Origin of the sequence: Planctellipticum variicoloris (genome assembly GCF_030622045.1) — a bacterium.
In the GTDB taxonomy this organism is placed as follows: Bacteria; Planctomycetota; Planctomycetia; order Planctomycetales; family Planctomycetaceae; genus Planctellipticum; species Planctellipticum variicoloris.
On the sequence record NZ_CP130886.1, the window covers coordinates 2,247,378 to 2,261,004 of the forward strand.

Consider the following 13,627-nt stretch of genomic DNA (forward strand, 5'->3'; position numbering starts at 1 on the left):
ACCGCGTTCGCAGAATTGGTCAGGCTGCGTCACACGTCGTGGAGAATCGAGACGGGCCTTGCGAGAGGCTGGGTCGATTAGAGCCGCCACGGTTCGCGCAGGGCTTCAGATCGCAGCCGGTTGGCCTCTTCGTCGCCGGGGAATTCGTGCGATTCCGTGTCGTATTTCACCTTGCGGTCCAGGAAGATCGCAATGTTCGCTGCGTGACAGGCGATGTGGGCGTTGCAGGCGGCGTCGGCGTTCCCTTTGGTCAGGCCGCGAGTTTTGACGCAGTCGAGGAAATCGCGGACGTGGAAGGTGGCGGGGTAGCCGCCGATCTCGACGACCGTGCGTCCGGCGAGGAGTTCCGGCGAGCTCAGCACGAGCTTGCCGCTGTCGCCTGCTTCGACCCAGCCCGTCTCCCCTTCGAAGCGGACGGGGCAGGAGCCCAGCGGGATCCAGCCTTCCTCGCGGAAGATCAGTTCCACGCCATTTGCGTAACGAGTGACCAGTTGGCCGTCTTTGGGCGGGTCGTACTCGACGGGGGGCGGACAGTCCCCGACCGCCCACTGACAGAGATCGACGCAGTGCGAGCCCCATTCCAGAACGCCGCCGCCAACCTGGGGCGTCCGGACGTCGCCGGCGACGAATCCGCCCCCCTTCTCGAAATTAAATCCGTCGAGCAGGTTGGCGTTGAACGGGCGCCAGGCGGCGGGGCCGAGGTACATATCCCAGTCGACGATTTCCTTTTCGGGCTCCGGTTCGGAAGCCTGCCAGCCGCTCATCAGAGAGGTCATTCCGCGCGGATGCGCAAAGACTTTCTTGAGCTTGCCGAGCTTGCCGGTGCGGGCCAGTTCGCAGGCGAAAGCGAAGTGAGGCAGGTTCCGCCGCTGAGTTCCCGCCTGAAACACGCGGCCGGTGCGGCGCATCGTATCCCGCAGGATCAGGCTCTGGGCGATGTTCTTGGTGCAGGGCTTTTCGCAATACATGTCCTTACCGGCCTTGGCTGCGGTCATGGCCGCGGTGGCGTGCCAGTTCGGTCCGGTGGCGATCAGGACGCCGTCGATATCGCTGCGGTCCAGCAGTTCGCGGAAGTCGCGATACATGGCGCAGCTCTGGTTGCCGTAGAGTTCATCGACCCGCTTCTTGACGGCGAGCCGGCGGCCTTCCTTGATGTCGCAGACCGCTGCGAACTCGACGTCCTTCTGCTCCAGGAAGCAGCCGAGGTCATAGTTGCCCCGGCTGCCGATGCCGATGCCGCCGACGATGATGCGTTCGCTCGGGGCGACGGCGCCGTCCAGGCCGAGGGCCGAACTGGGGATGATGGTCGGGGCCATGACCGCGGCGCTGGCGGCAGACAGGGCGGTCTTCAGGAATCCGCGCCGATGAAACACGGTTTTCGACTTCGACATTGCTGATCTCCAGAAGGTGTTGATCACATCGACGGGGCGTTCGGACCGCTGCTGGTGTTCCCTGCAGCGTACCCGCGTGAGAATTCCGATTCTACGTTTGACTGGCTCGGGTTCCAGATTCTCAAGGTTGCCGCGGAGCGGGTTACTCGGCGGGGCGGTCGACCTGCTGAGTGGACTGCAAGTACCGGATCAGGTCCGCGATCTGGTCGAGCTTGAGCTGGTCGAGCATGCCTTCCGGCATCAGCGACAGCTTGGTCTCAACGATCTCGTCGATGTCGGAGACCTGCAGCGTCACCTTGTCGGTCGGCGTTTGCAGCGTGATGGTCCGGGCGGTCCGTTCGCCGATCACGCCGGTCAGGACGCGACCGTCCTGCGTGGTGACGACGCTGACCCGGTAGTTGGCGGCGAGCGTGGCGGAGGGATCGACGATGTTCTCCAGCAGGTACGTCAGATTGGACCGCTGAGCGCCGGTCAGCTCCGGACCGGTCGTCTGGCCGGCTCCGAAGAGTTTGTGGCACTTGGCGCAGGTGTTGTCGAAGAGCACCCGGCCGCGGGCGGGATCGGCGGCGGCGAGACGGTCGGCGGTGAGCTGTTCGCCGAGCGTCTTGATCCGGGCGGCTTTGTCGGCGGCGATCGGTCGCCAGGCGGGCCAGAGCTGTTCGAGCTGCTTCTGCAGGTTTTCGCTGCCGAGAGAGTACATCTGGCGGACGTGGTAGAGCTGCACCAGGTCGGCGGGGACCTTCTTTTCCGCGACGGCGGTGAGGAGGAGGCCGGCGGAGGCCGGGCGCGCGGCGAGGACGTCGACCGCGGCGGAGCGACCGGGCGGACGGAGCCGGCCGAAGTTCTTGAGGATCGTTTCGGCGACTGCCGGTTCGTTGACGGCGGCGAGGCCGCGGACGGCGGCTTCGCTGAGTTCGGTATCGCCGAACAGCCCGGAAAGGAGGGGCAGCAGGTTTTCCGCGCGGGCTTCGGCCAGGGCTTCAATGGCCCGCCGACGTGCGTCGAGATCCGCTTTGCCGTCGACCGCGAGCGTGCGCAGCTCATCGAGCGCGCGGCCGTCGCCGAAGACGACGGAGATTTCGCGGAATTTGGCCTGGTTCTCGGCTGAAGCGACCTGCGAGGCCTGCTTGGAGAGTTCGAACCAGCCGGGAGGAGCGGGAGCTTTGCGGCGGCCTTTGAGGCCAGCGGTGATTCCGTCGAGGATGTCACCCGCTGCGGCGGGAGACTTCAAGGCTACCGTTCCGAGCTGCGCGAGAGCCGGCCCCTGCTGATCGACCTCGGCTCCGAGCCGGCGGGCGATGAAGTTGCGGACGAGCGGCAGTTTCGAGGATTGCGCCAGCGCGACCGCACGATCCGGTTGGGAGGTGACGGCGGGCTCGACGCCGTACCAGACCATCAGCGGATAGACGGCGTCGCCGGCGAAGGCGTCCTTCGAGCAGAGGTTGCCGGCAAGGTCCCAGCGATCCTGCAGCGGGAGCTTCTGGAGCGCCGAGGCGAGGTACGTCAGAACGAGTCCGGACTGTTCGCGTGCCGCCAGGTCCACAAACGCCGGCAGGACGGTTGGCGAGCGGGGACGACCTTCGTCGAGCAGGAGCTGAATGGCCCAGACGCGCAGATGTTCGTCGGGGTGGCCGAGGAGTTTCCGCAGGACGGATTCGTCAACACCGCCCGTGACCTGCAGCGCCCACAGGGCGCGGAGCTGATGGAGCGGATCGCCGGCCGACGCGAGCGTCTCCGAAAGAGACTTGCGGGCGGCGGACAGGTCTTTGCCGGCGATAAACCGGTCGCGGAGCTGCTGGCGGGCCTGACGGACGAACCATTCGCCTTTCGATGCCAACTGATCGACGAGCTGGGCATCGGTCTGGCGGGTGAGGTCGACGGGCTGGGATTTCGGCGGGCCGAAACCGATGCGGAAGATCCGGCCGGAAGTCCGGTGGACGCCGTCGTTGTCGTGGCACTCGCCGATGTCGGACCAGTCGGCCATGTAGACGGCGCCGTCGTGGCCGGGCACCAGGTCGATGCCGCGGAACCAGGGGTCGGTGGTTTTGAGGATGTCGGCGTCGTGGCGACCGACATAGGTCGCCCCGTGGCGTTCGATCCGGTCGCAATTCACTCGCAGACCGTGGAAGTTGATGGTGTACATCTTGTTGCGGTATTTCTCGGGCCAGTTGGTTTCCTGGTAGATCAGCAGGCCGCAGTGGGCATGTCCGCCGCCGGCGGCATCGGTGCCGGGGGTGACCCCTTTCTGGCGGATGTCGTGCCAGACTTCGCTGGCGGTATCCCAGTGGAAATGGTCGGAGGTGGCGCTGAGCAATTGATACAGATGGGGGTTGAAGTGCTCGCCGTACATCCGCTGGTAGTATGCGCCGGGGATGACGTGCCAGAGATGGCCGATGACGGTGTTGATGAAAAAGAGTTCCCCGTGCTGGTCCCAGTCCATGCCCCAGGAGTTTGTGGTCCCCTGGGCGACCGGTTCGGCGATCTTGCGGGTCGGATGGTAGCGCCAGATGGCGCAGTTGAACTTCGCCCGCTGCTCGGGTCCGGAACCGGGAGGGCCGATCAGGGAGGTGGCCAGGATGCCGTGGCGACCGTAGAGCCAGCCGTCGGGTCCCCAGCGGAGGCCGTTGGCGATGTTGTGCCGGACGGCGGCGTCGTCGAAGCCGTCGAGGACGATCTCCGGCGGCCCGTCCGGCTGGTCGTCGGCATTGCGATCAGGAATGAAGTAGAGGTTGGGAGGGCAGAGGGCCCAGACGCCGCCGAGGCCGATTTCGACGCTGGTGAGCTTGTTGAGCTGATCCTGGAACAGCGTCCGGCGGTCGGCGCGGCCGTCGCCGTCGGAGTCTTCGAGGATGACGATGCGGTCGCGCTGTCCGGCGTCGAAATTCTTGGCACTTTCGGCGTAGGTGTCGTTTTCGGCGACCCAGACGCGGCCGCGGGCGTCGGTGGTCAGTCCGATCGGCTGGCGGATCTGGGGTTCGGCCGAGAAAAGCTGGGCCTGGAAGCCCTCGGGGAGCTTGAGCCGCTTGAGGGCTTCTTCGGGAGTCGTAAACGGGATGGTTTCGGGTTGGGAATTGGCGGGAAGGGGAGTCTCTGCCGCGTGCAGCAGGACTGCGGTTGAGAGACTGAGACTTGCCAGAGACAGACTGCGGAGAGCGCCGAGCCGCATGCGAAGACCCTTTTGCCGAGATGAACGTCGCGGGTGGAGGAATCGGGGGAGGATATCGCGCGTCGGCAACCGATGCACGGTCGCCGATGCGTGGAATTGTGTGGGGAGTCACAGTCGGGTCGAGACGGAGGGGGGCGGGCTTGCGGCGCGCGGGAAGGAGAGTGCGGCCATACGGTCGGGTTTGGAGCGGCAGATTGCGGGTTGAATTGTTCGTTTGGGCGGCGCGCGGGGAGAAATCTCGGCAGAGTTTGCGATGCCCCGTGAGGCGGCTTTTCTTCGGGCCGGGCAGCGGCTAACCTGAGCTTCGTGAGTGAAGGCTTTTCGAGATCGCTCCTCGCAAACCATCAGGGTGTTGAACTCTCTGCCGTCGGGGTCTGTTCCATGCGAAATGTGCTGTCGATCATCCTGGGTGGTGGTAAAGGGACCCGCCTGTTTCCGCTGACTCAGTACCGGTCGAAGCCTGCGGTTCCGCTGGCGGGCAAGTACCGCCTGATCGACATTCCGATTTCGAACTGTCTGAACAGCGGGATCAACCGCATTTATCTGCTGACGCAGTTCAATTCGGTCAGCCTGCACCAGCACATCCGGCAGACGTATCGGTTCGACCGGTTCGATGGCGGGTTCGTCGAGATTCTGGCCGCCCAGCAGACGATGGAGGGGGAGGCCTGGTATCAGGGGACGGCGGACGCGGTCCGGAAGAACCTGCGGTACATCGAGCAGAAGGGGATCGACTACGTTTTGATCCTCAGCGGCGACCAGCTTTACCGCATGGATTACGAGGACATGCTGGCGACGCACAAGCGGACGAATGCGGACGTGACGATTGCGACGTTACCCGTCACTCGCGAAGTCGCCCATGCCTTCGGGATCATGCGTCTGGACGACAATGGACAGGTGCGGGGATTCCTGGAGAAACCTAAGACAAACGAGGAAATGGACATCGTCAAAACCGATCCGGCCTGGATCGACGCTCGCGGGATACCGAGTCAGGGGCGGGATCTGCTGGCGAGCATGGGGATTTATCTGTTCAATCGCGATGTGCTGGTCGACCTTCTCAGCAAGTCGGACTATCACGACTTCGGGAAGGAAGTCTTCCCGATGTCGATGCGGACGCACAATGTGCAGGTGCATCTGTTCGACGGGTACTGGGAAGACATCGGGACGATTCCCTCGTTCTTCCAGGCCAACCTGGACCTGACCAAACCGGACGCTCCGTTCCAGCTTCAGGATCAGGACGCGCCAGTCTATACCCACGCCCGATTCCTGCCGCCGACCCGGTGCGACGGGGCGACCGTCAAGCACAGTCTGCTGGCCGACGGTTGCTCGATCGGCGAGGGGGCGACGATCGAGAACAGCGTGATCGGCCTGAGATGCAAGATCGGCAGGAACGCGGTGATCCGGAACGCCGTCATCATGGGGGCGGACTACTACCAGACCGACGAAGACCTGGCTGCCGACACGGCGGCCGGCGTGCCGCACGTCGGAATCGCCGACGGCTGCGTCATCGACGGGGTCATCATCGATAAAAACGTGCGGATCGGCGCCGGCGCGAAGATTGTGACCCGGCCCAATCTGACGCAGCCGGAAGGTTCGCCCGCGGTGATCGCCGACGGGGTGGTCGTGCTGCCGAAGGATGGGGTCGTGCCGGCGGGGTGGGTGCTGTAGGGGGACGGGTATCGGGTATCGGGCTTCGGGTATCGCAGGAAGAAGACCGGAGGGAGTCTTCAGATTTCGTCTTCGGCGAGCCATTTTTTGATGGTGGGGGGACGCCAGGTTTCCATGAGGTTCAGGAGCTCGGCGGGGTCGGCCGAAACGCTGAACAGGCTCAGGTGCTCCGTGCGGCAGAATCCCGTTTCGGCGGCGCGGCGGATCATCGCCACCAGCGGATCGAAGTAGCCCGCGACATTGAGCAGGCCGATCGGCTTGGCATAAAGTCCAAGTTGCGTCCAGGTCAGGACTTCGAACAGTTCTTCGAACGTGCCGAGACCGCCCGGGAGGGCGACGAAGGCGGTGCAGAGATCGGCCATCAGCGCCTTGCGGGCGTGCATGGTCGGGACGAGCCGCATGTCGGAGATGCCGGGGTGGAGCAGCTCGCGCGTGGCCAGAAACGTGGGGATGACTCCCGTGATCGAACCGCCCCCCGCCAGAACGGCGTCGGCGACGATTCCCATCATGCCGATGCTGCCGCCGCCATACACCAGGCCCAGGTCCCGGCGGAGCAGTTCCGCGGAGAAGTCGCGGGCGGCTGCGGCATAGACCGGGGAGAATCCCGTGTTGGCGCCACAGAAAACGCAGACGGCTGGCCGAGCTGCTACGGTCGGAACGGACTCGGTCATGGGAGGACTTTGGTCGGGGGGACTGGGCATTTTCCGCGAACTTGAGGATCGTAGTTCGTTGCCAGGCAGGACGCCACCGACCATGATTCCCGGTTGGGGGCGGAAAGGAGAGGCGGCATGTGGGTCAAAATCTGCGGCATTCGAGATGTGGAAACAGCGATCCAGATCGCCAAGGCGGGGGCGGACGCGGTCGGGCTGAATTTCTATACGAAGTCGGTCCGGTTCGTCACCCGGCAGACGGCGCGGAACATTGTCAGCGCACTTCCCGCGGAAGTCGCCAAAGTCGGCGTCTTCGTCAATTCGTCCGCTGCGGAGATTGAGGACGTCGCCCGTGCAACGGGACTGACTGCGGTGCAGTTGCATGGCGACGAATCGGCGGAGGTTGTCGCCGAGGTCCGACAGTTGCTCCCCGAAATACGGTTGATCCGGGCCTGGCGCGTCGGGTCGGAGGGGCTGGCGCCGCTCGTGGAACACTGCGTTGATTGCCGGCAGCACGGAGGCGTCTGGGACGCCTGCCTGGTTGATGCCCGCGTCGAGGGGAACTATGGCGGAACCGGAGCCACGGCCCCCTGGGAGCTGCTGGCCGGCGAGTGGTCGTTGCATGCCCTGCCACCGCTGATTCTGGCGGGCGGACTGACGGTCGAGAATGTGGCTCAAGCTGTTTGCAAAGTCCATCCCTGGGGAATCGATGTGGCCACCGGCGTCGAATCGTCGCCGGGGGCGAAGAATCTCGAACTCGTTCGGCAGTTCCTGGAGCAGGCGCGGGCCGCGGAAGGAACGGCATGCCGCCCCTGACAACGGAATATCGCGACCTGCCCGAACGCCTGACGGAAACGCCGATCGGCCTTCCCGAGGTTCCGGGGGGCTGGACGCGACGGATCTGGGACGTCGGCCCGCACCGGATTCCCATGGTCCTGCCAGCGGTCCCCGATGCCTTTCTCGACGACGAGGAGGTCCACCAGCGGCATGCCGTTGACGAATACATGCCGTACTGGGCCTATCTGTGGCCGGCGAGCCTGCCGATGGCCCGGCTAGTGCTTGACGCCCCGTGGCCAGTCGGAACGGAAGTGCTGGAGCTGGGGGCTGGCGTCGGGCTGGTGGGGCTGGCGGCGCTGCATCGCGGCGACCGGGTCGTCTTCAGCGACTACGATCCGCAGGCGGTCGAATTGACCCTGTTCAACGCCCGGCAGGCAGGTCTGGCGGCCGAAGGGATGGTCCTCGACTGGCGAACTCCGCCGACGCGGCAATTCTCGGTGATCGTTGGCTGCGAGCTGCTGTACGAGAACAGGAACCACGAACTGCTGCTGGACGTGCTGGCAAAGATGCTGGCGCCGGGCGGCACAGTCTGGTTCGGCGACGGCGGCCGAGTCCGGGCCGAGCGGTTCTGCGAGCTGGCGCCGCAGCATGGTTTCGATCTGAGGCTGTTCGACGAACTCCGACGGCCGCTGGAGAAGCCCCGTTTCGGGCAATTTCAGCTCGTCGAGCTCCGTCGGACTTCGGCCGCTTCAGCAGCCGCTCGGGGTTGAATTCTCGGGTGTTCGGAGCTCAAGCCATTCCGCGATGCGGTCGGCGATGGCCTCCCAGCCGGCGTCGTTGAGCAGTTCATGGACATTGTGCGGGCAGATCGCGAATTCGCGGTCGGTTGAGGCGGTTTTTGCGAGCCACGGTTCGACGGCGGCCGGATCGACCGTTTGATCGTTTCCACCCTGCAGTGCGAGCACTGGCCGGTCAAACTTCGCGGCGTCGCGATGGGCGGCGGCGAGAGCCTGCTGCATGGCGAAGAACCAGCGGGCGGTGACGGTTCGCTGGATCAGGGGATCGCTGAGACGGCGCTGCAGGAACTCGGAGTCAGCAGTCATATTTTTCGGGTTGATGTGCGTCTTGAATCGCGTCCGCGGGGCACAACAGACCAGAATGCTCCCGAGAAGCGTCTTCCAGCGCGGGACTGGAATTCGTACGCCGAGCAGCGGGGACGACAGGGCCACTGCTGTTGGACGCAGCATTCCCGTCTGGACTGCGCGGATCGCCAGCAGGCCGCCCATGCTGTGCCCGAAGATGGCCGCCTGCCGGTCATGGAGGTCGCAGGCGCGCCAGACGATCTGGAGATCGCGGAGGTAGTCGTCGAACGAGGCGACGTCGGATCGGGTTCCGCCTGAAAGGCCGTGCCCGCGGTGGTCGGGGAGAATGATCTGCCAGCCGCGGCGCGTCCAGCGTTCCAGAACATGGTCATACCGGCCTCCGTGCTCGCTGAGGCCGTGGATCCAGAGGAGCGACCGCTGCGGGAGACCGCGGTCGGGGAGGGCTCGACGGACGGACAGCGGGGCTCCGTCGAATCCTGAAAGCTGAAGCATTTCGAGCCGCATTGAGGTCTCCGCGGAGCGTTTTCTGTGTGCAGTTTACGGGAACCGTCGCGCCGGTGCCGCCGAGAACTCCATTTCAGTGGCTTGAGTCGACCATCAAGATCGACGGATTGACGGCTGAAATTCGGAAAGCTGACCCCGAACTCCAGAACGCGACGAATGGAACGGAAGTCTGCGAGGTGTACTCAGTGAGGGGAATTCTCTCCGGATGTGTCGCTCGTGTTGATAAATTGTTACGGCGTCATGTGTTGGGTTGTCCGGGACGTCCGGATTCGGCGAGCGGCTTCCGATTGCAGCGAATCGCGCAACCTGTTGGGAAATCAAAAAGTTGCGACTCAAGATGTGGCGTAGTAGACTTTGGGGAGCAGGCCAGATCGGCTGCGCGATCCGGAATGATTCGAGCAGGAGGAGCCGGCCGTGAGCACCGGAGCCCGTGTGGAATCGGAAGTGTTTGAGATGGAAACCGACGGCGGCTGGCTGCCGGCGGGTAAGGATATTTCGGTCTGGGGCCTCAGTCTGGCGGTGCATGTGGTCGTCCTGCTGCTGCTGGGGACGATTCATTACGAAGTCGTCACGGGACGCGTGGCGGACATTACGTCGATCCTCGAGGATGTCGATCCGACGGAATACAAATTTGACAGTACCGTGACCGACCAGATCGGGTCAGATAGCGCTATCGACACGATGGCCGCGTCGCAGGAAGCTGCCCAGCAGGTGGGGGCCGAGCCTCAGGAGCAGATCCAGGAGAAGCTGGACGAGAATTTCAAAGCGGATGTTCCGGTGACGGATGACATTGTCAAACCGGCCGAATCGGAGTTGCTGTCTGCCGTGGACACCAAAGGGACTAATGAGGTCACCGGGGGGGTGGAAGGGGCGATCGATCGCCTGGCCTGGGAAATCGCCAACAGTCTGCGTGAAAAGAAGACGACTGTGGTCTGGCTGTTCGATGTGTCGCCGTCGCTGTCGAAGCAGCGGGAAGCGATCGCGGACCGGGTCGAGGTGATTTACAAGCAGCTCAATACTCTGAACGCGAACGCGGACAAGGCTCTGAAGACCGGAATCGCGGCGTTTGGCGACAAGCATCGGATCGTGACCAATGATCTGCTCGACGACACGGACGAAGTCGTGAAGGCGGTTCGCGGGCTGAAGTCGGAGGACGCGGGCACAGAGAACGTCTTCAGTGCCGTCACTGCGGTGGCGAACAAGTGGCAGAATCAGGCCACCACCATGCGTCGAAATGTGATGATCATCGTCGTGACCGACGAAGCGGGCTCGGATCCGCAGATGCTGGAGCAGGCGATCGTCCAGTGCAAGCGGTACGGCATGAAGGTCTATTGTGTCGGGCAGATGGCCCCCTTCGGTCGACAGGAAGTCGAGGTTCCGTTCACGCTGGAGAGTGGCGAGACGATCCTTGGCGTCATGCAGCGCGGTCCCGAAAGCTACCTGCAGGAGCGGGTCGAGTTGCCGTATTGGGGCGTTCCGAGCGGAGACCTGCAGAATATTGCCTCGGGATTCGGCCCCTACGCTTTAACGCGGCTCTGCGCGGAGACGAACGGACTGTTCTTCATCACCGATCCGGGAATCGGGAAGGTCGATCTGTCGGTGATGCGCGGGTATGCCCCAGACTATCGCCCGATCCGTCTCTTGGAGCAGGACGTCGCCTCGAACGGGGCGAAGCGGGCGCTGATTGACGTCGCGAACAGCCTGAAGGGGGGGACGATTCAGATCCGTCTGCCCCGGCAGGAGTTTCCGGCGGAGAACGACAACATCTTGAAAGACGCCATCGCAGAGGCTCAGAAGCCGCTGGCCGAACTGGACTATCGTCTGGATCAGATCGTCAAACGGCTCGAAGAGGGGGAGAAGGACCGGGCGAAGGTCCGCGAGCCGCGCTGGCAGGCGGGTTACGACCTGGCGCTGGGAAGGGCGCTGGCCTTGCGCGTGCGGTCCTTCGGCTATAACACGATGCTGGCGGAAATGCGGACGAGTCCCAAACCGTTTGAGAAGAAGGGGAGCAATCAGTGGCGGCTGGTCCCTTCGAAGGAAATCAGCTCGGGCGCTCAGGTGAAGAAGCTTTCCAATAAAGCGACCGAGTACCTGAAGCGGGTGATCGATCAGCACGCGGGAACGCCGTGGGGCGAGATGGCCGAGCGGGAATTGAGCCAACCGCTCGGTTGGGTCTGGCGGGAGAATACGTATGTGGCTCCCGCCGGGGGCATGGGGAATGGAAAGAACAAACCGGCTCCCCGGTTTATCGAAGAAGTGGATGCGAAGACCGGCAAGAAGACGAAGCGTCAGTTGCCGGATGAGCCGGTGCGTCGCGCCATCTGATGCTGTCGATCGGCCGGTTGCGGGAAACGGGATGTTGAGCCCGTTTTCGCGCTTCCGCCGAACAGATCGCCGCCTAAGATTCAAGAATCATTCGTTGTTTGGCACGCCGTCGTCCAGAGGCTCGTGCCCGCACCTCCTGTGAACTGGAGAGACTCCTCCATGGCGCTGAACAAGTCCGCAATCTCCGGCCTCGGAGTCTCGCTGGGAATCCATGTGCTGGTGATTTTTGCGTTGTCGTTCATTGTCTACGACATCGGCGGCGAACAGTTGCAGATGGTCGTGGACTCGGTCTTTGCCGAGGAGCGGGCTCAGGAAGAGTTTTCGCAGGAGATCGAGCAGGACAACGAAGTCGCCGACTCGATGAATGTCATCGCCGGCGGCGCGATCACGTCGGCGATTGGAGGTTCGGGGGCGCCGGCGGTTGCTCAAACGAAGATCGAGCAGGCCGAGAGCCTGAAAGAACCCGAGATCAAGGTGAATGTCGGGGCGATCACCGCGCCGGGGCTGAATACGCTGGGGAACGACCTGGGGGCGGGCGAGGTGACGGGGGACATCGGCCAGGTGGTCGAGGGGTACGGGGCCGCGATGAGCCAGTTCACTCAGGAGCTGGTCCGGCTGATGCGCGATCAGAAGGTCCTGGTTGTCTGGGCGTTCGACGAGTCGGAAAGCATGAAACCGGCCCAGAAAGAAGTCCGGGAGAAATTCAACAAGATCTACGAAGAGCTGGGGATTGCCGCCAAGCAGGACCAGAAGCTCAAGGCTTCGGAAGAAGTGCTCCTGACGGTTGTGACGAGTTACGGGCAGGGGCTCAAGGAACAGACGGCGAAGCCGACCGCGAATGTGTCGGAAATCCGGGCGGCGATCGACAAGATCGACATCGACCGGACCGGCAAGGAGAACATGTGCCAGACCATCAATGCGGTGGTGGGCAAGTATCTCAAGATGGCGCAGAGTCAGAAACGGAAGCTGGTCGTCTGTGTCGTTTCGGATGAGTCCGGAGACGATGGGAATGTCGTCGAGGACACGATTGCCCTGTGCAAGCGGGGGGACGTGCCGGTCTACTTCCTGGGGCAGTACGCGTGCTTTGGATATCCCTACGCGCGCTACAGGTGGGTCGATCCGCAGTACGGTCTGACGCACTGGCTGCAGATCAATCAGGGGCCGGAAACTCCGATGCCGGAGCTGCTGCAGTTCGACGGGATCGGAGCACGATGGGACTATATGTCGAGCGGCTTCGGGCCGTACGAACAGGTGCGGATCGCCCGCGAGACGGGCGGGGTTTACTACCTGTTGCCGTCGTATGGCACGAATCTGGTGACGACGACCAAGCTCGATGACCGCAAGTACGAGCTGCTGGATATGCGGGAATACCTGCCGGTGCTTTCTGCGCGGATGAGTTACGTCAAAGAGCGGGAGTCGAGCAAGTTCCGCAGTGCTCAGTGGGAAGTGATTTCGCTGCTCAATCCGCATCAGGACTCCAAGCTGCAGATGCGGGAGCACTGGTATCCGACGGATCCGGCCAAGTTTGCGGAGGAGGGGAAGCGGAATTTCGAAATGGCGATCCGGGCGATGGGCCTGCTGAACCAGGCCTCCGCAGTCCTGGAAAAAATCAAGCCGCTGGAAGCGAAGGAACAATCGCAGCGGTGGCGGGCGAATTACGAGCTGACGTACGCCCAGTGTCTGGCGTACCGGGTCCGGCTGTTCCAGTTCCTGTTGGCGCTGGATCAGCATCAGAAGACGAAGCCGATGCCTAAGGGCTCTTCAAACGGTCAGCCGAACAACGCCTGGAACCTCGTCCGCGTGAAGGAGATGCTGCCGCCAGATCCGGAGCAGGTGAAGATCACCAAGATCGATATGAACGAGCTGAATCAGCAACTGGAAACGGCGAAGAAGATGTTCGAGCAGATCGTCAAGGATCATCCCAATACGCCCTGGGCGCGACGGGCTCAGAATGAAATCAACTCTGGATTCGGCATGAAGTTCGTCGAGGTCTATCGCGACCCGCGTTACGACAAGACCGACATCAAGCTGCCGGCGCTATGAGGA

Annotated in this window: 9 protein-coding genes; 5 read left to right on the top strand and 4 right to left on the bottom strand. The window is 63.3% G+C overall.

The window, feature by feature from the left end; genetic code table 11:
• Window positions 1-77: 77 nt before the first annotated feature.
• Both SH412_RS08795 and SH412_RS08800 read right to left on the bottom strand, forming a co-directional pair.
• Window positions 78-1,391, bottom strand: coding sequence for a Gfo/Idh/MocA family protein (locus tag SH412_RS08795; protein ID WP_336523136.1), 1,314 nt, complete (start codon window positions 1,389-1,391; stop codon window positions 78-80).
• A 142-nt stretch (window positions 1,392-1,533) separates the two neighbouring features.
• Entirely contained in the window at window positions 1,534-4,557 is a 3,024-nt protein-coding gene (locus SH412_RS08800) for a PVC-type heme-binding CxxCH protein (RefSeq protein WP_336523137.1), read from the bottom strand.
• A 381-nt stretch (window positions 4,558-4,938) separates the two neighbouring features.
• Between SH412_RS08800 and SH412_RS08805 the strand changes: the two genes are divergently transcribed.
• A complete protein-coding gene (locus tag SH412_RS08805) occupies window positions 4,939-6,222 on the top strand; it encodes a glucose-1-phosphate adenylyltransferase (protein WP_336523138.1) in 1,284 nt (427 codons plus the stop codon).
• A 59-nt stretch (window positions 6,223-6,281) separates the two neighbouring features.
• On the opposite strand, the gene SH412_RS08810 is transcribed toward SH412_RS08805, so the two are convergent.
• Complete coding sequence (locus SH412_RS08810; protein WP_336523139.1) at window positions 6,282-6,893, bottom strand: LOG family protein; 612 nt, start codon at window positions 6,891-6,893, stop codon at window positions 6,282-6,284.
• Between the two features lie 117 nt (window positions 6,894-7,010).
• Between SH412_RS08810 and SH412_RS08815 the strand changes: the two genes are divergently transcribed.
• The gene (locus SH412_RS08815) at window positions 7,011-7,688 is read left to right on the top strand and encodes a phosphoribosylanthranilate isomerase (RefSeq protein ID WP_336523140.1); all 678 of its coding nucleotides are present in this window, start codon (window positions 7,011-7,013) and stop codon (window positions 7,686-7,688) included.
• A complete protein-coding gene (locus SH412_RS08820; RefSeq protein WP_336523141.1) occupies window positions 7,676-8,419 on the top strand; it encodes a class I SAM-dependent methyltransferase in 744 nt (247 codons plus the stop codon). Before SH412_RS08815 ends, SH412_RS08820 begins: the two co-directional genes overlap by 13 nt.
• On the opposite strand, the gene SH412_RS08825 is transcribed toward SH412_RS08820, so the two are convergent.
• A complete protein-coding gene (locus SH412_RS08825; protein ID WP_336523142.1) occupies window positions 8,399-9,256 on the bottom strand; it encodes an alpha/beta fold hydrolase in 858 nt (285 codons plus the stop codon). The genes SH412_RS08820 and SH412_RS08825 overlap by 21 nt on opposite strands.
• Before the next feature lie 414 nt (window positions 9,257-9,670).
• Between SH412_RS08825 and SH412_RS08830 the strand changes: the two genes are divergently transcribed.
• A complete protein-coding gene (locus tag SH412_RS08830; RefSeq protein ID WP_336523143.1) occupies window positions 9,671-11,581 on the top strand; it encodes a vWA domain-containing protein in 1,911 nt (636 codons plus the stop codon).
• Between the two features lie 159 nt (window positions 11,582-11,740).
• On the top strand, window positions 11,741-13,624 hold the full coding sequence (locus tag SH412_RS08835; protein WP_336523144.1) for a vWA domain-containing protein: 1,884 nt from the start codon (window positions 11,741-11,743) through the stop codon (window positions 13,622-13,624).
• Window positions 13,625-13,627: the final 3 nt, after the last annotated feature.

Excerpts from the sequence above, each read along its gene's own strand:
- SH412_RS08825 (WP_336523142.1), bottom strand. The coding sequence starts at position 9,256 with ATGCGGCTCGAAATGCTTCAGCTTTCAGGATTCGACGGAGCCCCGCTG.
- SH412_RS08805 (WP_336523138.1), top strand. The coding sequence starts at position 4,939 with ATGCGAAATGTGCTGTCGATCATCCTGGGTGGTGGTAAAGGGACCCGC.
- SH412_RS08795 (WP_336523136.1), bottom strand. The coding sequence starts at position 1,391 with ATGTCGAAGTCGAAAACCGTGTTTCATCGGCGCGGATTCCTGAAGACC.
- SH412_RS08815 (WP_336523140.1), top strand. The coding sequence starts at position 7,011 with ATGTGGGTCAAAATCTGCGGCATTCGAGATGTGGAAACAGCGATCCAG.
- SH412_RS08810 (WP_336523139.1), bottom strand. The coding sequence starts at position 6,893 with ATGACCGAGTCCGTTCCGACCGTAGCAGCTCGGCCAGCCGTCTGCGTT.
- SH412_RS08800 (WP_336523137.1), bottom strand. The coding sequence starts at position 4,557 with ATGCGGCTCGGCGCTCTCCGCAGTCTGTCTCTGGCAAGTCTCAGTCTC.
- SH412_RS08820 (WP_336523141.1), top strand. The coding sequence starts at position 7,676 with ATGCCGCCCCTGACAACGGAATATCGCGACCTGCCCGAACGCCTGACG.
- SH412_RS08835 (WP_336523144.1), top strand. The coding sequence starts at position 11,741 with ATGGCGCTGAACAAGTCCGCAATCTCCGGCCTCGGAGTCTCGCTGGGA.